Consider the following 19,599-nt stretch of genomic DNA (forward strand, 5'->3'; position numbering starts at 1 on the left):
CGCGTCGAGATGCAGGTCTGACAGCAGGTTTGACCGAAATCACGGTACTGGATCTTGAAAACTTGCGCCCATGTGACTCAACTCTGGTTTGACAGTCCGCGATCGTCTGGCAATATTGAGCGAGGTCCACTCAACTTGGGAGGCAAGCGAAGATGGCACGTGCGGTCGGTATCGACCTCGGGACGACAAACTCCTGCATGTCTGTGCTGGAGGGCGGCGAGCCCACCGTGATCGCCAACGCGGAAGGGTCGCGGACGACCCCGTCCATCGTGGCGTTCGCGAAGAACGGTGAGGTTCTCGTCGGCGAGGTCGCCAAGCGGCAGGCAGTAACCAACCCGGACCGGACGATCCGGTCCGTGAAGCGGCACGTCGGCACCGACTGGACAGTCGACATCGACGGCAAGCCGTACACCTCGCAGGAGATCTCCGCGCGGGTGCTCATGAAGCTCAAGCGCGACGCCGAGGCGTACCTGGGCGAGCCGGTCACCGACGCGGTGATCACCGTCCCGGCGTACTTCAACGACGCGCAGCGCCAGGCCACCAAGGAGGCCGGTGAGATCGCCGGCTTCAACGTGCTGCGGATCGTCAACGAGCCGACCGCCGCGGCCCTGGCGTACGGCATGGACAAGCACGACGAGGTCATCCTGGTCTTCGACCTGGGCGGCGGCACCTTCGACGTGTCGCTCCTCGAGGTCGGCGACGGCGTGGTCGAGGTCAAGTCCACGGCCGGCGACAACCACCTCGGTGGCGACGACTGGGACGAGCGGATCATCGCTCACCTGATCAAGACCTTCCAGGGTCAGCACGGCATCGACCTGGGCAAGGACAAGATGGCCATGCAGCGGCTCAAGGAAGCCGCGGAGAAGGCCAAGATCGAGCTGTCGGCCACCCCGCAGACCGGCATCAACCTGCCGTACATCACGGCTGGCCCCGACGGCCCGCTGCACCTGGACGTGACCCTGACCCGGGCCGAGTTCCAGCGGATGACGCAGGACCTGCTCGACCGGTGCAAGGCGCCGTTCCACCAGGCGATCAAGGACGCGGGCATCCCGCTGTCCGGCATCGACCACGTGATCCTGGTCGGCGGTTCCACCCGGATGCCCGCCGTGACCGACCTGGTCAAGGAGCTGACCGGCGGCAAGGAGCCCAACAAGGGCGTCAACCCGGACGAGGTCGTCGCCGTCGGCGCAGCCCTGCAGGCCGGTGTGCTCAAGGGTGAGGTGAAGGACGTCCTGCTGCTCGACGTGACCCCGCTGTCGCTGGGCATCGAGACCAAGGGCGGCATCTTCACCAAGCTGATCGAGCGCAACACCACGATCCCGACCAAGCGCTCGGAGATCTTCACGACCGCCGCCGACAACCAGCCGTCGGTGCTGATCCAGGTCTTCCAGGGCGAGCGGGAGATCGCGGCGTACAACAAGGCGCTCGGCACGTTCGAGCTGACCGGCCTGCCGCCGGCCCCGCGGGGCATCCCGCAGGTCGAGGTCACGTTCGACATCGACGCCAACGGCATCGTGAACGTGCACGCCAAGGACCTGGGCACGGGCAAGGAGCAGAAGATGACCATCACCGGCGGCTCCGCGCTGCCGAAGGATGACATCGAGCGCATGATGCGCGACGCCCAGGAGCACGCCGAGGACGACAAGAAGCGCCGCGACGACGCCGAGACCCGTAACCTGGCCGACTCGCTGGTGTTCCAGACCGAGAAGTTCATCGCGGAGAACGGCGACAAGGTCCCCGAGGACAAGAAGTCGGAGATCAACGACGCCCTCGGTGAGCTGCGCGGCGTGCTGGGCGGCACCGACATCGAGGCGATCAAGTCCTCCACCGAGAAGCTGTCGAAGCTCTCGCAGGAGGCCGGCGCCGCGATGTACGCGTCCAGCCAGGCCGCAGGCGAGGCCGGCCCCGGCCAGCAGGCAGGCGGCCCCGGTACCACCGCTCCGGACGCGGACGACGTGGTGGACGCCGAGGTCATCGACGACGAGAAGAAGAAGTGACTGACCGGGAGCAGGAGCCCGTCGTGATTCGCGACAAGCGCAGGGTCTCCGCGGACGGCGCCAAGCCGTCCGCGGGGGCCCCCGCTCCCGTCGAGGAGAGCACAGTGGCACCTGACAACACCGAGAACATCGAGGTCACCGACGAGGCTGGCGAGAACGGCGCTGTCATGCAGGCCGCGCTCGACGAGCTGACCAGGGACCTCCAGCGGGTCACCGCGGAGTACGCGAACTACCGCAAGCGGGTCGACCGTGACCGTGGCGTGGTCGCGGAGCAGGCGACCGGTGCGGTGCTCGCCGCGCTGCTGCCGATCCTCGACGACCTGGACAGGGCCCGTGACCACGGCGACCTCGTCGGCCCGTTCGGCTCGGTCGCCGAGCAGATCACGGGCGCGGTGACGAAGTTCGGGCTGGTGTCCTTCGGCGAGAAGGGCGACCCGTTCGACCCGACCCGGCACGAGGCGGTCGCGCACTTCACCTCGCCCGAGGTGACCGAGCCGACCTGTGTGGATGTGATGCGCCGGGGGTACCTGCTCGGCGAGCGTCTGCTCCGCCCGGCGATGGTGGCCGTGGCCGACCCGGCTGACGCCGAGGGCAACAACGCAGAGTAGATCGGAGGGAGGCGCTCGTTGAGTTCCAAGGACTGGCTGGAGAAGGACTTCTACGCCGTACTCAAGGTGTCGAAGAGCGCCTCCGCCGACGAGATCAAGAAGGCGTACCGTTCGCTTGCCCGTGAGCTGCACCCGGACCACAACCCGGGCAACGCCGAGGCGGAGAACCGGTTCAAGGAGGTCTCCGAGGCCTACGACGTGCTCTCGGACGACGCCAAGCGCAAGGAGTACGACGAGCTGCGGTCGTTGTTCGGCAGCGGGGCGTTCCGCAGCGGTACCGGCGGCCCGCGCGTCCAGCAGCAGGACTTCTCGGGTTTCACTGGCGGTGGCTTCGGTGACCTGTTCGGCAACCTGTTCGGTGGCGGGGCGGCCCGGCGCCGGACGGGTCCAGCGCGTGGCCGGGACGTCGAGGCCGAGCTGCTGCTCGACTTCGACTCGGCTGCCCGGGGCGCGACCCTGCCGCTGACCCTGCGCTCGCCCGGCACGTGCGACGTGTGCCACGGCTCGGGCGCGAAGCCGGGTACGAGCCCCAGGACCTGCCCCACCTGCGGCGGCCGTGGCCTGGTGACCCGGTCGGAGGGCGCGTTCAGCATGGCCGAGCCGTGCCGGGACTGCCAGGGCGTGGGCACGATCGTCGACGAGCCGTGCGTGGAGTGCCACGGCACGGGCGGGGTCACCAAGACCCGCACTCTCAACGTCCGCATCCCGGCCGGCGTGGCCGACGGCCAGCGCATCCGGCTGAAGGAGCGCGGTGAGCCCGGCGAGCGCGGCGGCCCGCCCGGCGACCTGTACGTGCTGATCCGGGTGCAGCCCGACGAGCTGTTCGGCCGCTCTGGTGACGACCTGACCCTGACGGTGCCGGTGACCTTCGCGGAGGCCGCCCTCGGTACCGATCTGCGGGTCCCGACCCTCGACGGCACTGTGACGCTCCGGATGCCGCCGGGTACGCCGAGCGGGCGGACGCTGCGGGTGCGCCGCAAGGGCATCCAGCGCCGTGACGGCTCGGCGGGTGACCTGCTGGTGACCGTGGAGATCGAGGTCCCTGCCGTGCTCAGTGAGGAGGCGCGCAAGGCCCTCGCGGAGTTCTCGGCAGCCACTCCACCGGCTGACCGGGCTACCCTCGATGCGGAGGTGCGTCGCCGTGAGCACTAGCGCCAAGGTGTACATCATCTCGGTCGCCGCGCGGCTGGCCGGGATGCACCCGCAGACCCTCCGGCAGTACGACCGGCTGGGGCTGGTCGAGGCTGGCCGTGCACCTGGCGGCGGCCGCAGGTACAGCGCGCGGGATGTCGACCTGCTCCGTGAGATCCAGCGGCTGAGCCAGGAGGACGGCGTCAACCTGGCGGGCATCAAGCGCATCATCGACCTGGAGAACATGGTCGACGAGCTCCAGCGCCGCCTGGCGGCCACGGAGGCGGCGCTGCTGGACGCCGAGCGGCGGGCCACGGAGCTGGCCGCGCTGCATCCCGGTTTCGCCCGCCGGTCCGTCGTTCCGAGCCAGGAGACCGCACTCGTGGTCTGGCGCCCCCGGAGGTCCCCCGAGGCCCGCTAGACCGTCCCACACACAGCGGCTGCGCACACGCGTGGCCGCTGTGTGCGTTTCCGGGCTTCCTGCGGCGGGTACTCATGAACGGGTACTCATGAAAGATCTTCATGGATCTGCCGCCTGGGGCCTGGCTCCGAGCCTATACTTGGCTGGCGGGCAAAAAGGGCATACTGCCCTAGCCGTTATGGGGGAGAGGCGTTATGGGCGTGTTCGACGACATCAAGAAGAAGGCCGAGGAAATGCTGGGCGGGGCGAAGGACAAAGCGTCCGAAACCCAGGAGAACGTCCAGGATCAGGCCGGCGAGATGCAGGACAAAGCCGGTGGCGCGATGGGCAACATGGCCGACAAGGCCGGAGACGTGATCGACAAGGGCGCCAACATGGTCGATGACAAGACCGGGGGCAAGTACAGCGACCAGATCAACAAGGGCGCCGACACTGCCAAGGACGCCATCAACAAGATGGCTGGCGGCAACAAGTAAACACTGGTGTCCGGCGCGGTGCGCGCGCCGGAACCCGGCCGTTCGTGCCGGGCAACGCCGACGCCGGTTTTCCGTGGCCTCGGCGTCGGGCGGGGCCGCTCTAGGCCTCGCCCGCTTTCTCTTTTTCCTGTTACTAGGTGAGCAGCCGGCGCGGTTTACGCACGAGCCCGCCCTGGCACCACTCGGCGTAGTCGAACAGCTCGGGGTTGCTCATCAGCGCCTGGGCGTTGGCGGCCCAGATCCGCAGGTTCTCGTCCTGCAGGCCCCCGGCCCGGTCGATCAGCTTCTTCAGCTTCCGCTTCGGGTGGGCCCGGAAGTCGGTACGGACCGCGTCGGCGGTGTAGATGTACATGCAGTGCAGCGCGAACCGCCGCGCCGGGCACGCCTGGTCCGCTGCCAGGTCGTACAGCGTGGCGATCAGCGAGTCCTGGGCGACCAGCAGGTCCCAGTCCGGCGGCAGGCCGGCCAGTGCCACGGAGTTGGGGTCGTAGGCCCAGGTGCGCAGCTCGGCGGGACTGGGGTCCACCGGGTTCGCGAAGCCAGCGAACACGGCTTGCTCGTTCACTTCTCCCCCTCGGGTCTACCCTCGCGCGCCGCACCCCATCGCATCGGCGACAACTTAACTGGTAGCCGGCCGCGGATGCCATCCCCCAGACGGTGAAGCTGATGATTCCCTGCTGCGCATTCCCGGCAGTTCAGGAGGTACCGGGGCGCCAGCGGTGATGCCGCGTGCCCGAATCGTTACTCCGGAGCAGTTCCAGCCGGGGCTTCGGCCCGTCGGTCCGGCCGGTCTGCGGTTTCCGGCTGCCCGCCTTGTACTGGTCCGGCCACGTCAGCGGGTACCCCTGCTCGGCGGCGGCGTGCAGTGTCCAGTGTGGATCATAGAGGTGGACCCGGCCGAGGGCGCACAGGTCGGCCCGGCCGGCCAGCAGGATCGAGTTGACGTCGTCGTACGACGAGATGGCGCCGACCGCGATGACCGAAGGCAGCCCGTCGACCGAGTTACGGATCTTGTCCGCGTACGGCGTCTGGTACGAGCGGCCGTATGCCGGGCGCTCCGCGGCCAGCACCTGCCCCGTCGACACGTCGACAGCGTCGGCACCGTGCGCGGCGAAGGCCCGCGCGATCTCGACAGCGTCCTCGGCGTCGTTGCCGCCCGGGTACCAGTCGGTCGCCGAGATGCGGACCGACATCGGCTTACCGGCCGGCCACACCGCGCGGATCGCGTCGAACACCTCCAGCGGGAACTTGAGCCGGTCGGTCCCGTACTCGTCCGTCCGCCGGTTGCTGAGCGGCGACAGGAACGACGACAGCAGGTACCCGTGGGCGCAGTGCAGCTCCAGCAGGTCGAACCCGGCCTCGTCGGCCCGTACCGCCGCCGCCGCGAACTCGTCCCGGATCTCCGCCAGCTGGGCGACCGACAGCTCCTCCGGTACCGGCGACCCCGGCCCGTACGGCAGTGCCGAAGGCCCGACCACCGGCCAGCCGCCCTCGGGCAGCGGCTCGTCCATGCCCTCCCACATGAGCTTCGTCGAGCCCTTGCGCCCGGAGTGGCCCAGCTGCACGCCGGCCGCGGCACCCGACTCGTGGACGAAGGACACGATCCGCCGCCACGCTTCGCGCTGCTCGTCGGTGTAGAGCCCCGTGCAGCCCAGCGTGATCCGGCCGGTCTCCGAGACGCACACCATCTCGGTCATCACCAGCGCGGCCCCGCCCAGCGCCCGCGCGCCGAGGTGGACGAGGTGGAAGTCGGTGGGCATGCCGTCGACCGCCGAGTACATGTCCATCGGCGAGACGATGATCCGGTTCTTGAGTTCCAGGTCGCGCAGCTTGAACGGCCGGAACATCGGCGGCACGTCCGAGGCCTGGACTCTCGCCACGAACTCGGGGTCACGCAGTTTCAGGTTGTCGTACGTGATCCGCCGCGACCGGGTGAGCAGGTTGAACGCGAACTTCAGCGGCGGCTGGCCCACGTAGTCGCCCAGCTCCTCGAACCACGCGAGGCTGGCCTTCGCCGCGCGCTGCGTGGAGATCACGACGGGCCGCCGCTCCGCCTCGTACGCCGGCAGCGCGCGTTCGAGACTGTCCTGCTCGGACAGGCACGCCGCGAGGGCCAGGGCGTCCTCCATCGCGAGCTTCGTACCGGAGCCGATCGAGAAGTGCGCGGTGTGCGCGGCGTCGCCGAGCAGGACGACGTTGCCGTGCCGCCAGGACGTGCACCGCACGGTCGTGAAGTCGATCCACTTCGAGTTGTTGCTGACCAGCTTGTGGCCGCCGATCAGGTCGCCGAAGATCTCGGTGATCCGGGCGATCGCGTTCTCGTCGGTCAGCCCGGCGGCCTCCCAGACGTCCGAGCGCATCTCGATGATGATCGTGGAGCCGGTGCGGTCGTAGGGGTAGGCGTGCGCCTGCATCACCCCGTACCGCGTCTCTTTGATGTCGAACGTGAACGCCTCGAAGACCTTGTCGGTCCCGAGCCAGATGTAGCGGCAGTCGCCCTTCTCGAACGTCGGCCCGAAGGTCTCCGCGTAGAGGCTCCGGGTCGCCGAGTGCACGCCGTCGGCCGCGACGACCAGGTCGTAGTCCTCGTAGTTCCCAGGGAACTCCGTCCGGTGGTGCAGCGTGACGCCGAGTTCCCGGCACCGGTCGACGAGCAGCGCCAGCAGCTTCTTCCGGCTGACGGCGGCGAAACCGTGCCCGCCGGAGGTGACGATCTCGCCCCGGTAGTGCACGTCGATGTCGTCCCACCGGGCGAACTCGCTGGCCAGGGCCTCGTAGAACTGGGGGTCGGCCGTCTCGATCCCGCTCAGGGTCTCGTCGGAGAACACCACGCCGAAGCCGAAGGTGTCGTCGGGGGCGTTGCGCTCCCAGACGGTGATCTCCCTGGACGGGTCGAGCTGCTTGGCGAGCGCGGCGAAGTAGAGCCCGCCGGGGCCGCCGCCGATGACCGCTATACGCACCGGCCCAGGCTATGCTGCCTCTGCGACGGTCGTCAACAGAGCGCAATGCTAAGAGCACGTGGGACCCCTCATGCTGCTATGGCGACATGAGGGGTCCCACGTGCCCGGAGAGAGGAGCCGGAATGCGCAGAGTGCTGGTCACGGGTGGCAACGGCGGCATCGGGCGGGCAGTGTGCCAGGGTTTCCAGGACCAGGGCGACACGGTACTGGCGGCGGACCTCCCCGAGCACGACGTCCGCGACGCCGGGGCCCTGGCGGCGCTCATGGCGGACTTCCGGCCGAACGTGCTCGTGGCCCTGGCCGGCGGTTCGCTGGGCACGCCGCGCGACGAGTACACCCAGGAAGATCTTGATCTTGTACTGGACGTGAACGTCAAGGGCACCCTCAACGCCGTGCGGGAGGCGGCCCGGCACATGACGGCCGGGGACGCGATCGTCACCTGCACCTCGATCGGCGCCCGGCAGCCCTCGCCCGTCACCGGAGCGCCCTATGCCGCGGCCAAGGCGGCGATCGGCGGCCTGACCAGGAAGTTCGCCAGGGATCTCGGCGCGCGGGGCATCCGGGTCAACGCCGTGGCCCCCGGTCTCTTCCTCACCGGGCGGCTCCAGGGCATGTTCGACGACCTGGCCGAGGCCGAGCGCCGTGAGGTCCTCGACGCGATCCCGCTCGGCCGGATGCCGGAGCTGCGCGAGATCGTCGATCCGATTCTTTTCCTCGCCAGTGACGCGGCGTCATACATCACCGGCATCACGCTCGATGTCAACGGGGGCCGCTACCTGCCGTTGTAACGGGTAGGCTGGCCCGCCATGACCAACCGCTTCGACGAGCTGTTCACGCTGGGTAGTGAGGCCATCCTGGCCGGTACACACGAGACGGAGGCCCCGCCGCCCGGCGGTGGCCGCTGGGGCCCCTCGGTGTGCCTGCGCCCCGACCCCGGACTCGCCGCGAGCCTGGCCGCCGCCACGGACGAGGCCCTCCAGTACGCCGGCCCCGGTCACTGGCCGACCGGCAACGAGCTCGCCGCGCACTTCACCCTCCGCGTGATCCACGGACCAGAGCCGATCGACCCGGCCCGCACTGAGCGGATTGGCATCGCCATGCGCAAGGCTGCCGCCGAGCCCATCCGCCTCGCGGTCACCGGCCTGACCCTGACCCCGATCAGCATCATGGCCGCTGCGGAGCCGGTCGGCGACACGGCTGCGCTGTTCAAGGAGGCGCTGGTCGAGGCGCTGGGTTCAGACGGCGAGTTCGAGGCCGGGTTCAACCGCTCGATCTGGTACGCGAACCTCGTGCACTTCGCGGGGCCCATCGCTGACCCGGCCGGCCTGGTGGACTGGGTCGCCGCGCGCCGCGAGTACCCGCTCGGCGTCCTCAACCCGGCCACTGTGGACTACCTGGGCTGGGACTACACCGGTACGCAGTGCGTACCGGTGGTCCTGGCGTCGGCGCCGTTCACTGCTTCCTGAGCGTCGCCTGGACGATCCGGTCGGCCAGAGCCGGCCGGTCCGTCCCCATCTTCGCGGTGTTCACCGAGTAGACGAGCGTCGCGCCCTCCGGGGTCATCGCCACCCCGTTGTTGTACCCGGGCCGGTCACCGCTCTTCCCCCACAGCACGTAGCCGGGTGCCAGTTCGATCCGCGTGATCCCGGCCGCGTGGGTCGCCTTCTGCTGCGACCCGTACACCGGCACGTCCGGCACCCGGGTCAGCTCGGCCTGCTGGGCCGGCTGAAGCAGCTTGCCGCCGAGCAGCGCCCGGATGAACGTCTCCAGGTCCGGCGCCGACGTGATCAGGCTGGCCGCCGACCACTGGAGGCTCGGGTTGGCCGTCGTGACCTCCCGGTACCCGTCAGCAGTCAGCTCGTACCCCGTCGCGTGCCGGCCACGGATGTGCGTCTGCTCGCCCGGCGCGTACGTGTCGCGCAGCTTGAGCGGCTTGATGATCCCGTGCTCGATCGCGTGCGCCCACGGCCTGCCGGTCACCTTCTCGATCACGAGCCCGAGGACGATGTAGTCGGCGTTGCCGTACTTCTGCTGCGTACCCGGCGTGAACAGCTGCGGCTTGGTCAGGTCGAGCTGCGACCCGGCCTCCCAGTGGTCGTACCGGTGCTCGAAGAACCATTCCGGCGTCTTGTGCGGCGTGTCGGCCCCGCTGATCCCGCCCGTGTAGGTGAGCAGGTGCCGGATCGTGACCGGCTCGTAGGAGTCCGGCAGCAGGCCCGGCAGGTAGTGCTGCACCGTCTGCCCCAGATCGATCTTCCCCTGCCCGGCCAGCTGCAACGTGGCCGTGGCGGTGAACAGCTTCGTCATGCTCCCGGCCCGGAACCGGGAGTCCTCCGCGATCCCCCGGCCGGACTCCAGAGACGACACCCCGCCATAGCCCCGGAAGCACCCGTCGCTGCCGGTGTACCGGGCAAGAGCGCCGGTCGCCTCACCGCGCAGATCACTGAGGACGGCGGTCAGCGCGGCGCTGTTCGGGGACGGCGCGCAGCCGGGGCGCGCGGCCGAGGCGGTGGCGGGAAGGGCGAAGGATCCGGCGAGAGTGACGCCGGCGGCGAGTACGGCAATCGTTTTCATGTGTTTGATCGTTGTTCGGAAGCGTCCGCCGCGACATCCGGAAGGCCCCGGAAACTCCCCTCGGGGGTCTCCCTGGGCCACAATGGCCGATGTGGACCTGGAGTACCTACGGGCGAACCCGCATCTGCTGCTGACCTTCCTGGCTCACCAGCGGCTTCGCACCACCCCGGTATCAGGGGGATCGATCTGTACCGCCGAGCGGATCACCCTGGACGACGGGTCCGACCTGCTGCTCAAGACCTGGCCGGGCGGAGTGTCCGCGGCACCGACCCAGGACACGATCCCGCCGCCACCCGGCTTCTTCGCCGCGGAGGCGCGCGGGCTGCGCTGGCTGCGTGAGGCAGCCGGGCACACCCGCCAGCACGGCGCGCGCATCCCCGAGCTGATCGCCGCCACCGACGACCTGCTGCTCATGGAGTGGATCGAGCACGGCCAGCCGACCCTGGCCGCCGCCGAGCGCCTCGGCCACGAGCTGGCCACCACCCACCGGGCAGGCGCCAGCCACTTCGGAGCCGCCGAGGACGGATACCTCGGCTTCCTGCCGCTCGACAACACCCCGGGCGACTCGTGGGCCGACTGGTACCGGGCCCACCGGCTCGCCCCGCTCGTCAGGCTCTCCGTCGACAACGGCGGCCTGACGGCGGAGGAGGGCACGCAGATCGAGCGGATCCGCATCGAGGTACCCGACGAGCCGCCGGCCCGCCTGCACGGCGACCTGTGGCCCGGCAACGTGGTCTGGGGGCTGCGCGACCGGGCCTGGCTGATCGACCCGGCGGCGCACGGCGGGCACCGCGAGACCGACCTGGCCACGCTGCACCTGTTCGGCGGCGCGCCGTACCTGCCACGGATCCTGGAGGCCTACGACGAGACCTGGCCGCTGGAGCCGGGCTGGAAGGAACGCGTGCCCCTCCACCAGCTGTACCTGCTGCTCGCCCACACCGCGCTGTTCGGCTCCCGGTACCGCAGCGCTGTGCTGCGCGCCGCCGGCCACTACCTGTAGCCTCAGCCGCCATGAGGCAGCTACGAGACCTGGCGCTGGGCGTGACCGTGCTCGGCACGGTGGTGATGGGCGTGTATATGCTCGCCGCCGCCGTGACGGCCGACTGGCGCTCGGGCCTGACCTGGCCGCTGGCGACCGCCCTGCTCGGCCCGCTGCTCGGCGCCTGGCTGGCCCGCCGTGGCCTCGGCCGCTGGACGCTGACCGCCTCCCTCGGCCTGACCACGGCCCTCTTCGCCGGCATGAACTACTCCGGTGCCTCGTGGCTGGTCAACCTCAAGGATCTCGGCGTCCCGCACGGGCTGGCCGCCGTCGGCCTGGGCGCGGTGCTGCCCTACGCCGTCGCTCCGCTCGCCAAGACCCGCAGGCCGGCCGCACTCCTGCTGTCGGGCGTGTGGGGTGCCGCGCTGCTGTTCGCGCCGATCGGGATGGCCTACCTCCAGCGGTACACCGGCATCGAGATCTACATCTGGATCGGCCTGGCCGGCTTCCTGGCCAGCCTCGTGCCCGTGCCGTTCAGCTCGCTCGGCAGGCGGCCACGTGACCCCGGCTCCGGCAGCCTCTTCCAGTGGCTCGGCGGGCTGGCCATCCTCGCCATCGTGAGCCCGATCATCCAGCCCCAGTACCCGGTGAAGGCCGCCGAGCTCACCGCCCTCTACGCCGTCCTCGCCGCCCTGGTCGCCTACACCGTCTACGCGTCGCTCCGCGTGGCCGGCCCGGCCCTCGCCGGGGTGCTCGTCACCGGCTTCGTCCTCGTGGGTACCGGCTACGTCCTCACCCGGATCCTGGCGGTCACCGAGTACACGAAGGAGATCAGCCTCCCGTTCGCGGTGGCCGGCCTGGCCGGGGCGCTCGCGGTCGCCGCAGCCCTCCGGCTCTCCGTGCCCGCCCGCCGCTGGGCAGCCATGATCGGCCCGGGGCTGGCCCTGCTCGGCCTGCTCGGCATCCTCGACGTCGGCGGCAAGCCCCGGTTCGCGATGTGGCTGCTCATCGCCGTCGCCATCGGGGCAGGCCTGTCCCTCGGCGCAGGCCTGGCCAGCGTGAACCGCAGCACCGCACTCCTCACCGGCGGCCTGCTCGCCGTCGCCGTCCTCGCCGGCAGCAAGCTCAGCCAGGGCCTCCACGTCCTGGCGGCCCTGACCGAGGGCACGGCCAGCGGCATGGCGAGGCACTGGGTGATCCTCTGCCTGCTCCCGCTGGCAGCGGCGGCCTTCATCGCCTACCGTCAGCCCCGCAGGGCCTGACCGACCAAGGAGACGTGATGGAGCGCATCAACCCCGCAGAGCTGGCCAAGCCGAGCGGCTTCTCGCACGCGGTGGCCGCCGAGGGCCGGTACGTCTTCCTCGCGGGCCAGACCGCCCTCGACGCCGAAGGCAAGATCATTTCTGGCGGGGTGGTCGAGCAGTTCGAGCAGGCCCTCGGCAACCTGCTCACCGCGCTCCGCGCCGCCGGCGGCACCCCGGACCAGCTCGCCAAGGTCACGATCTACATCGTCGACATGGAGGACTACAAGGCCAACGCCGCAGCCATCGGCCAGGTCTGGAAGCGCCTCGCGGGCCGCGACTACCCGGCGGCGGCAGGCATCGGCATCTCCCGCCTCTGGGACATCGAGGCTCTCGTCGAAATCGAAGCCATCGCTGTGGTGCCGACCCGCTGAGAACGAATCTGGACGCTTGCCAGATCCGCCCTCAGCGAGCCACCTCGCCCTAGATCAAGATCAATAGCCAACCCCCACAACCAGAGATCCATCTTGTACTCTGTGGGGCATCCCCGTGATCACGACGGCCGCGAGTCGTTGTCGTGTATCTCGAACGGGGGTTCTCCTTGTCCCGCATGCGGAATGTCTGGCGGATCGGCCTGCCAGCCGCCGTGCTCTGTGGTGCTCTGACCGTCGCGTTCTATTCGCTGCAACGGGCTTTCCCCGACAAGCGCACGAAGGCCAGGAACGCCCACGCCAACAGCAGGCAGGTCTTCGAGCACACAGCCGGAAGTCCACAATGGGCGAAGGCAGAATCCTGGTTCCGGGACAAGTCCGGGCGCACCCTGACCGTCAGCGAAGGCGACCGCATCGCGTTCCTCCACGTCAGCTGGCGATCCCGCGAGGACAAGCCGGCGTGCACCCCCACGATGACCTGGCGGAACCCGCCCGGCTGGCATCTGCTCGCCTGGGGCGGCGGCCCGAGCCTGACGGCCACCACGGAAAGCCAGCTCCCTGACGGCCAAGTCACGCTGGCCCTGCCCCGGACGTCCGGCGTGGACATGGTCGCGGCCTGGCGGCTTTCCCCAGGCGCGGCGAAAGCCCCGTCCAGCCTCGGCACGATCGACCCCGGCTGCTGACCGGCCCCCCGACACCACACCGGCCGCCGTGCCCAACGGGGGGACACAGCGGCCGGTGTGGCTAGTTCCTGCCTACAGAATGGCCCACGGCTGCTGCCAGTTAACCGAGTTCCACAACGCCTTCGGGCCGGAATACTTTCCGGTCTGGGCGGGGCTGATCCTGAACAAGGCGCTGGTGCTGTCGTCGTACTTGTAGAGCAGCACGATGTCAGCCCGCCCGGTCTTCGTGGTGTAGTTCCCGGCCCGGATAGCCCGGGTACCGGCACCCCACACAGCGCCATCCCAGATAGTGCTCAGTTCGGTGAACGTACCGCCGTCGCCAGCGGCCAGTGAGAACACGGTGACGTGCCCCTTGCCGTAGTCGTAGAACAACGTGAGATCGGTCTTTCCATCACCCGCGAAGTTCCCGGCCTGGACGAACTTGGTGCCGCCGCCCCAGTGGGGCGCGTTCCACCGCTGCGCGATCTTGCCGCCATCGAGGGTGAACACGGCGACATGACTCCCGCCGTAGCTGTAGAACAGCGCGAGGTCGGACTTGCCGTCGCCGTTGAAGTCCCCGGCCGTCATCGACTGCGTACCGCCGCCCCACTGCGGGGCATTCCACTGCTGCTTGAACCCGCCAAGCGAGCCGTCGGCGTTGCCGTTGAGCGTGAAGACCGAGACGTGGCTGCCGCCGTAGCTGTAGAACAGCGCCAGGTCAGCCCGGCCGTCGCCGTTGAAGTCGCCGGTCGAGACGTACTTCGTGCCGGTGCCCCAGTACGGAGCCTCCCAGCGCAGCTTCGGCTCGTCGAACTTCCCGGTCGCCTTGTTGAAGGCGAAGGTGTAAAACCCGGCGTAGCCGTTGGTGCGCTGGAAGAGGATGCCGAGTTCCGGAGTGCCGTTGCCGTCGAAGTCCCCGGCGGTGAGGTGCATGGCGGAAGCGTTCCAGCAATACGCCAGCCACGCTGGTTCCAGCGCCGGAGTGATCGTGCCATCGGATCCCTTGTGGAGGAACCATCCCTCCCCGCGAGTCTGGGACTCCCAGGTCAGGAGGTCGTCATGGCCGTCACCGTCGAAGTCGGCCTCGACCTGGCTCGTGTCGGGGGTGAAGCGGACGGGCACCGAGGTGAGGGCTGGGACATAGACGAGCTGGCTCTGCTTCACCGGTGTGACTGGCTGGCCGGGCAGGGTGAGCGTCAGTTCCACAACGTTCATGCCGGGGTAGCCGAAGCGGTGCGTAACCGGCTTCAGCACGCCCTTCACCCACCGGCCGGTCACGGGTGGCAGGTCGATCAGCTCGGTCTCGACCGCGCCATCGCTCCACGTGTACGTCGCCTGGGCCTTGATGCCGCCCCACGACGAGGAGTAGGTGATGTCCTTCCACACGGCCGTCAGCCCGTCCGGCGTATCGGCGGCGGACAGCTCCGGCCCGTTCACCCTGATCTCTGGGTAGCTCTCGTAGGCACCCCGGTCGTGCACGCTTGGACCCGGGTTGCTCTTTCCAGGGTTGCGGATCCGCCGGCGTCCGTCGAAGTCGACAGCGAGCTGCCCCGGCGCGCCGGCGTCAGCGGAGTCCACCAGTTCGATCGGCGTGAAGGACATGCCCTCCCGCTCGGCGATGGTCATGTTCTCGGAGACGTCGGCCGTGCCCTGCCCGGTGGCGCTGTGGAACCCGGCCAGGGTCAGGTAGTCGGTGCCGCCCCAGCGGTAGAGCAGCTTGGTGCCGTCAGCCAGGCCGAACGCCGAGTAATTGATCTTCGTGCTCGCCGTGGCGCCTGCGGCCACCTCGACCACCGGATGGACTGACGCGCCGCCGGCGTACCGGGGCAGGAAGTAGTTGTTCGTGAACCGGGTGTCGGCTGCACCACCCGACACCAGCACTCCGGAGTGCTCGCGCTTCATCGTGTTACTGGTGATTACGGTGCGGACAGCCCCGCTGACGGTCAGCGTCGGGACGGCAGCGGGCTGCCCGGGGCGCCACGAACCCGTCATGAGGTTGGTGGACAGGACGACGTCGCTGGCGCCGGTACCGACAGTCACCGCGTTGTAGAGCCGGCTGCGCTGGATGGTGATCCGGCTCGCGTTCGAGATGTCCAGGACCGAGAAGTCGAAGGCACCGCGCTCGAACAGGAGCGAGTTCGTACCAGCCAGGCTGAGCGAAGCCGGGGCCTTGCTCTCGTCGGCGAACCGGAGCCCGGCGAACTGCACGTCGTGCAGTCCCTGAGCGAACGTGACCTTGTAACCCACCGGCGGGAGGATGTTCACGACGCTCGTCGCCTCGAACCGGATCGGAGCTTCCGGGGTGCCCGACCGGCCGAACGTCAGCCCCTCGCTGTAGATCTCGGACGAGATGTGCACCGTCTGTCCGGGCTGGACGACATCTGCCGCCTTCTGGATCGTGCAGAACGGCCGCCACTGCTCACCGGTACCGGTGTCGGAGCAGTTGCCAGACCTGTTGACGTACAGAATGGGTTCGACGGCCTGCGCGTGTGCCGCAACCGGCGCGAGGCCGGCGGCGAGTACGGCAGCGGCCATCGAGAACCTGAGCGTTCTCATAGCACCTGACCCCGTGAGTACCTGTAAACGCACTGACGATAGGGATCACGGATCACAGGGAGATCACGGAAACGGCACCGGCCGCCGTCCCGGTGCGGGACGACGGCCGGTGTTCGTGCGGCTGGCTACACGCCGGTCTTGATCTGCTCGTTCTCGGCGACTGCCCAGTTGACCCACGGGACGCCGTAGCTGGAGTCCGGGCTGAGCATCATGAGGTTCCACAGCCCGTTGCCGTAGTTGTAGAGCATCACGAAGTCGGAGCGCCCGCCTGGCGTGGAGTAGTTGCCCGCCATGACGAAGCGGGTTCCCGTCCCCCACTGCGCGTTGTTCCAGAGGGTGCCGAGCCCGTTGAGCGTGCTCCCCGCGTCCGTCGCCGTCAGCGAGAACGCGGTGACGTGGCTGTTGCCGTAGTCGTAGAACAGCACGAGGTCGGTCTTCTTGTCGGCGGAGAAGTTGCCCGCCTGGACGAACTTCGTGCCCGCACCCCAGTACGGCGCGTTCCACCGGGTCGTCAGCTTGTCGAGCTTGCCGGAGGTGCCGGGTTCGAGCGTGAAGACCGCGACGTGGCTGCCGCCGTAGGAGTAGAAGAGCGCGAGTTCCGACTTGCCGTCGCCGTTGAAGTCACCGGCCGCGAGCTGCTGGGTGCCGCTGCCCCAGTACGGGGCCTCCCACTGCTGCGTGAAACCGGTCAGCGAGCCGTCGGCGTTGCCGTTGAGCGTGAACACGGCGACCTTGGACGCGTCGTACTGGTAGTACAGCGCCAGGTCGGTCTTCCCGTCGCCGTTGAAGTCGCCGGCGGAGACGTACCTGGTGCCGGTGCCCCAGTACGGGGCATCCCAGCGCAGTACCGGCTGGTCGAACCTGCCGGTGCCGGCGTTGTAGGACAACGTGTAGAACGCGGTGTGCCCGCTGGGCTGTCCGAAGAGGATGCCCAGCTCGGCCTTCCCGTCGCCGTTGAAGTCACCGGCCGTGATCTGCCGGACCCGGCCGTACCACTGCATCCCGCCGGTCCACGCTTCCTTGGTCTCGGTCAGCGCACCGCCCTGCCGCGCCTTCAGCAGCCGGACCTGGAACGCGTTCGGCAGGTCCTCCCAGAGCGCGATGTCGTCACGGCCGTCGCCGTCGAAGTCCGCCTTGAGCTGGCTGCCGTCGGCCTTGTACGGCGACGGGGGTAGCGTCGTGTCAGCCGCCGGGGCGGAGAACTGGCTCATCAGGTTGGTGAAGGGGTACTCGGGGTCCGGAATGCCGTCGATCGAGAACTCGACGCTGGTCTGGTAGAGCCCCGGCACCTGGTACCGGTGCACGGCCCCGGGCATGGCCAGTTCCTGGCTGTTGTGGCCAGCGGCCAGCGGCGGCAGGTCGGCGTGGGTCTTCGACGTGGTGCCGTCGCCCCAGTGGAAGGTGGCTGTGACCCGGGCCGCGCCCCATTCCGCACGGACACGCACTCCGCCCCACTGGCCTGTCATACGGTCGGCGGAACTGACGGGGCCGAAGTTGCCCGTGTTCCACGGCAGGTAGGCGTACCGCTCGACGGCGCCCCGGTCGTGGAAGCTCGGGTCGGCGACGGCCTTGCTCGGGAACCGGAGCCGCTTGTTGCCCCTGATGTCGGTGTCGAGCTGGCCGGGCGCCGTGGCGTCCGCGGAGTCGACCAGCTCGATCGGCAGGTTGTTGCTGGCCCGGGGCACGCTGTCCGACACGTTCTCGGTGAGGTCCGCGGCGCCCTGGCCGGTGGCCGTCTGGAAGGCCGCGATCGTCCCGTAGCTGGTGCCGCCCCAGCTGTACAGGACGGCGGGCTTGTTGTACGTGCCGAACGCGCTGTGGCTGGCCGTCGTGGTGGCGGTGCTCGTTGCGGCCACCTCGACCAGTGGCTTGCTGGGATCCTGCGAGTACGGGCCGAAGTAGTTGTTGGTCAGCCGGGTACCGGTCGACCCTCCGGTGACCAGCACCCCGCCCGGCGAGGCGTGGATCGTGTTGCTGGTGACCGCCGTCCCGGTCGCGCCGTCGAGCACGATGGCCGAGGAGACACCCGCAGGGGTGTACTGGCCGCGCACCCGGTTCGTGGACAGGATCGTGTCGGTGGCCTTGCCGACCCGGATGCCCCGCTCCGCGAAGGTCCGCTGGATGGTGACCCTGCTGCCGTCGGCCACGTCGAGGGGGACGTCGGCGTACGAGCGGTCGAGGGTGACGGACTGGGTGCCCGCGAAGCTGATCGGGTTCGACCCGCCGGCGTGGAGCCCGTTGACCTGCACGTCGTGCAGACCAGGCTCGAACCGCACCGCCGTCCCGCCGGACCCCGCGATGTAGAACGTCATGTACGGCTCGTCGCCGTCCACTGTGAACCTGATCGGCGCCTCAGGCGTGCCCGACCGGGTGAACAGCACGCTCTGGTACGAGGGAATGGTGGATTTGATCCGGACTGTCTGCCCGGGCTGAACCACGTACGCGGCCGACTGGACCTGGCAGAACGGCTGCTCCTGCGTTCCGGGCCCGCCGTCCGCGCAGTTGCTGGCCGTGTTGTCGACGTAGAGGGTGGATCCGGCTGCCTGCGCGTGTGCTGTGGCTGGCACCAGGCCAGTGGCGAGAACGGCAGCGGCCATCGACATTCTGAGTGCTCTCATCGCACCTTCGCCCCGTTGAGTGTCGTGCAAATGAGGCGATGATAGAGATCTCTGATTACATCGCGGTCACGGTAGCGCGAACTACCTGCGAGAACCCGGCCGCGTTTTCCCTGCTGAAAGCCGCAATCCCATCGATCTAGTGTGGACTCTGATCAGGACTGGAGTGCCCCGCCGTCCACATTGAGCCCCTGGCCCGTGACGGCACCGTTGCCCACGCAGTACAGGACGGCGGCCGCCACCTCGTCCACTGTGATCAGCTTGCCGGTCGGCTGCTTGCGGGCGAGGAGCTGGCGGGCTTCCTCCGCCGTCCGGCCCGTCTTCTCGGCGATCCCGGCGACGCTCTGCTCCGTCATCGGCGTGTCCACGTACCCGGGGCACACGGCGTTCACCGTGACGCCCGTCCTCGCCAGCTCGGCGGCCGCCGACCGGACGAGGCCCAGCACCCCGTGCTTGGCAGCCGTGTACGCCGCGATGTAGGGCTCGCCCACCTTGCTCGCCACCGAGGCGATCACGACGATCCGGCCGTGTCCCGCCGCCACCATGCCCGGTACGGCGCGCCGGACGCACCGGAACGGTGCGGTCAGGTTCAGGTCGAGCATGGCCTGCCACTCGTCATCCGTGATCCTGGCGATCGGCGCGGACGAGGCCCCGCCGGCGTTGGCCACCAGGATCTCCACCGGCCCGAAAGCCGCCTCGACCTTGCCGAACACCTCGTCGACGGCTGTCGTGATGTCGGCGGGTACGACGAGCGTCTCCCCGGAGCACAGCGCCGCGGTCTCGGCGAGCTCGCCGGCGTTGCGGGCGGTCAGGGCGACCCGGTGCCCCGCGGCGGAGAGGGCGACGGCGACGGCGCGGCCGATGCCCCGGCCGGCTCCGGTAACCAGACAGGTGGACATCAGCTCACCCTAGAACGTCGGAGTGCTCACCGCGAGGGCTTAGCCGGAC

Annotated in this window: 17 protein-coding genes; 11 read left to right on the forward strand and 6 right to left on the reverse strand. The window is 69.3% G+C overall.

Annotated elements, in window-relative coordinates; translation table 11 throughout:
* Positions 1-152 precede the first annotated feature (152 nt).
* The 5 genes from dnaK (at position 153) to A3G1_RS41735 (ending at position 4,633) form a co-directional block, all read left to right on the forward strand.
* Positions 153-1,997: a molecular chaperone DnaK gene (dnaK, locus tag A3G1_RS0111065; RefSeq protein WP_018349537.1), complete on the forward strand. Its 1,845-nt coding sequence runs from the start codon at positions 153-155 to the stop codon at positions 1,995-1,997.
* A gap of 128 nt (positions 1,998-2,125) precedes the next feature.
* Complete coding sequence (grpE, locus tag A3G1_RS0111070; RefSeq protein WP_425411381.1) at positions 2,126-2,605, forward strand: nucleotide exchange factor GrpE; 480 nt, start codon at positions 2,126-2,128, stop codon at positions 2,603-2,605.
* Positions 2,606-2,623: 18 nt separating this feature from the next.
* Complete coding sequence (gene dnaJ / locus A3G1_RS0111075) at positions 2,624-3,757, forward strand: molecular chaperone DnaJ (RefSeq protein ID WP_018349539.1); 1,134 nt, start codon at positions 2,624-2,626, stop codon at positions 3,755-3,757.
* Positions 3,729-4,157, forward strand: a complete 429-nt coding sequence (locus A3G1_RS0111080; RefSeq protein ID WP_026212028.1) for a heat shock protein transcriptional repressor HspR — start codon at positions 3,729-3,731, stop codon at positions 4,155-4,157. Before dnaJ ends, A3G1_RS0111080 begins: the two co-directional genes overlap by 29 nt.
* 194 nt (positions 4,158-4,351) lie before the next feature.
* Positions 4,352-4,633 (forward strand): antitoxin, encoded by a 282-nt coding sequence (locus tag A3G1_RS41735; protein ID WP_018349541.1) that lies wholly within the window; start codon positions 4,352-4,354, stop codon positions 4,631-4,633.
* A gap of 133 nt (positions 4,634-4,766) precedes the next feature.
* On the opposite strand, the gene A3G1_RS0111090 is transcribed toward A3G1_RS41735, so the two are convergent.
* Together A3G1_RS0111090 and A3G1_RS0111095 are read right to left on the reverse strand one after the other, a co-directional pair.
* Positions 4,767-5,198 carry a hypothetical protein gene (locus A3G1_RS0111090; protein WP_018349542.1) on the reverse strand — a complete coding sequence of 144 codons (432 nt, stop codon included), beginning with the start codon at positions 5,196-5,198 and terminating at the stop codon, positions 4,767-4,769.
* Between the two features lie 130 nt (positions 5,199-5,328).
* A complete protein-coding gene (locus tag A3G1_RS0111095) occupies positions 5,329-7,593 on the reverse strand; it encodes a bifunctional salicylyl-CoA 5-hydroxylase/oxidoreductase (RefSeq protein ID WP_018349543.1) in 2,265 nt (754 codons plus the stop codon).
* 122 nt (positions 7,594-7,715) lie between these two features.
* On the opposite strand from A3G1_RS0111095, the gene A3G1_RS0111100 reads away from it, so the two are divergent.
* On the forward strand, positions 7,716-8,381 hold the full coding sequence (locus tag A3G1_RS0111100; protein ID WP_018349544.1) for an SDR family NAD(P)-dependent oxidoreductase: 666 nt from the start codon (positions 7,716-7,718) through the stop codon (positions 8,379-8,381).
* An 18-nt stretch (positions 8,382-8,399) separates the two neighbouring features.
* On the forward strand, positions 8,400-9,059 hold the full coding sequence (locus A3G1_RS34295; RefSeq protein WP_018349545.1) for a hypothetical protein: 660 nt from the start codon (positions 8,400-8,402) through the stop codon (positions 9,057-9,059).
* Here A3G1_RS34295 and A3G1_RS34300 read toward each other — a convergent pair.
* The gene (locus A3G1_RS34300) at positions 9,046-10,167 is read right to left on the reverse strand and encodes a serine hydrolase domain-containing protein (protein WP_018349546.1); all 1,122 of its coding nucleotides are present in this window, start codon (positions 10,165-10,167) and stop codon (positions 9,046-9,048) included. The two genes, A3G1_RS34295 and A3G1_RS34300, sit on opposite strands and share 14 nt — an antisense overlap.
* A gap of 91 nt (positions 10,168-10,258) precedes the next feature.
* Between A3G1_RS34300 and A3G1_RS0111115 the strand changes: the two genes are divergently transcribed.
* The 4 genes from A3G1_RS0111115 to A3G1_RS0111130 all read left to right on the forward strand — a co-directional run bounded on the left by A3G1_RS0111115 (position 10,259) and on the right by A3G1_RS0111130 (position 13,501).
* On the forward strand, positions 10,259-11,167 hold the full coding sequence (locus A3G1_RS0111115; protein WP_026212030.1) for a fructosamine kinase family protein: 909 nt from the start codon (positions 10,259-10,261) through the stop codon (positions 11,165-11,167).
* An 11-nt stretch (positions 11,168-11,178) separates the two neighbouring features.
* Positions 11,179-12,408 carry a hypothetical protein gene (locus tag A3G1_RS0111120; protein WP_157641058.1) on the forward strand — a complete coding sequence of 410 codons (1,230 nt, stop codon included), beginning with the start codon at positions 11,179-11,181 and terminating at the stop codon, positions 12,406-12,408.
* A 17-nt stretch (positions 12,409-12,425) separates the two neighbouring features.
* On the forward strand, positions 12,426-12,821 hold the full coding sequence (locus A3G1_RS0111125) for a RidA family protein (protein ID WP_018349549.1): 396 nt from the start codon (positions 12,426-12,428) through the stop codon (positions 12,819-12,821).
* A 176-nt stretch (positions 12,822-12,997) separates the two neighbouring features.
* The gene (locus A3G1_RS0111130; RefSeq protein WP_018349550.1) at positions 12,998-13,501 is read left to right on the forward strand and encodes a hypothetical protein; all 504 of its coding nucleotides are present in this window, start codon (positions 12,998-13,000) and stop codon (positions 13,499-13,501) included.
* Positions 13,502-13,573: 72 nt separating this feature from the next.
* On the opposite strand, the gene A3G1_RS0111135 is transcribed toward A3G1_RS0111130, so the two are convergent.
* From A3G1_RS0111135 to A3G1_RS0111145, 3 genes are all read right to left on the reverse strand, one after another.
* Positions 13,574-16,036: an FG-GAP-like repeat-containing protein gene (locus tag A3G1_RS0111135; protein WP_083936862.1), complete on the reverse strand. Its 2,463-nt coding sequence runs from the start codon at positions 16,034-16,036 to the stop codon at positions 13,574-13,576.
* A 125-nt stretch (positions 16,037-16,161) separates the two neighbouring features.
* Complete coding sequence (locus A3G1_RS0111140) at positions 16,162-18,654, reverse strand: FG-GAP repeat domain-containing protein (protein WP_083936863.1); 2,493 nt, start codon at positions 18,652-18,654, stop codon at positions 16,162-16,164.
* A 152-nt stretch (positions 18,655-18,806) separates the two neighbouring features.
* Positions 18,807-19,550 (reverse strand): SDR family NAD(P)-dependent oxidoreductase, encoded by a 744-nt coding sequence (locus A3G1_RS0111145; protein WP_018349551.1) that lies wholly within the window; start codon positions 19,548-19,550, stop codon positions 18,807-18,809.
* Positions 19,551-19,599: the final 49 nt, after the last annotated feature.

Source organism: Longispora albida DSM 44784, from assembly GCF_000379825.1.
GTDB classification, from domain to species: Bacteria; Actinomycetota; Actinomycetes; order Mycobacteriales; family Micromonosporaceae; genus Longispora; species Longispora albida.

What these genes read in the sequence shown, in the direction of transcription:
- dnaK (WP_018349537.1), top strand. Translation starts at nt 153, where the DNA reads ATGGCACGTGCGGTCGGTATCGACCTCGGGACGACAAACTCCTGCATG.
- A3G1_RS0111080 (WP_026212028.1), top strand. Translation starts at nt 3,729, where the DNA reads ATGCGGAGGTGCGTCGCCGTGAGCACTAGCGCCAAGGTGTACATCATC.
- A3G1_RS41735 (WP_018349541.1), top strand. Translation starts at nt 4,352, where the DNA reads ATGGGCGTGTTCGACGACATCAAGAAGAAGGCCGAGGAAATGCTGGGC.
- A3G1_RS0111100 (WP_018349544.1), top strand. Translation starts at nt 7,716, where the DNA reads ATGCGCAGAGTGCTGGTCACGGGTGGCAACGGCGGCATCGGGCGGGCA.
- A3G1_RS34295 (WP_018349545.1), top strand. Translation starts at nt 8,400, where the DNA reads ATGACCAACCGCTTCGACGAGCTGTTCACGCTGGGTAGTGAGGCCATC.
- A3G1_RS34300 (WP_018349546.1), bottom strand. Translation starts at nt 10,167, where the DNA reads ATGAAAACGATTGCCGTACTCGCCGCCGGCGTCACTCTCGCCGGATCC.
- A3G1_RS0111120 (WP_157641058.1), top strand. Translation starts at nt 11,179, where the DNA reads ATGAGGCAGCTACGAGACCTGGCGCTGGGCGTGACCGTGCTCGGCACG.
- A3G1_RS0111125 (WP_018349549.1), top strand. Translation starts at nt 12,426, where the DNA reads ATGGAGCGCATCAACCCCGCAGAGCTGGCCAAGCCGAGCGGCTTCTCG.
- A3G1_RS0111130 (WP_018349550.1), top strand. Translation starts at nt 12,998, where the DNA reads ATGCGGAATGTCTGGCGGATCGGCCTGCCAGCCGCCGTGCTCTGTGGT.
- A3G1_RS0111135 (WP_083936862.1), bottom strand. Translation starts at nt 16,036, where the DNA reads ATGAGAACGCTCAGGTTCTCGATGGCCGCTGCCGTACTCGCCGCCGGC.
- A3G1_RS0111140 (WP_083936863.1), bottom strand. Translation starts at nt 18,654, where the DNA reads ATGAGAGCACTCAGAATGTCGATGGCCGCTGCCGTTCTCGCCACTGGC.
- A3G1_RS0111145 (WP_018349551.1), bottom strand. Translation starts at nt 19,550, where the DNA reads ATGTCCACCTGTCTGGTTACCGGAGCCGGCCGGGGCATCGGCCGCGCC.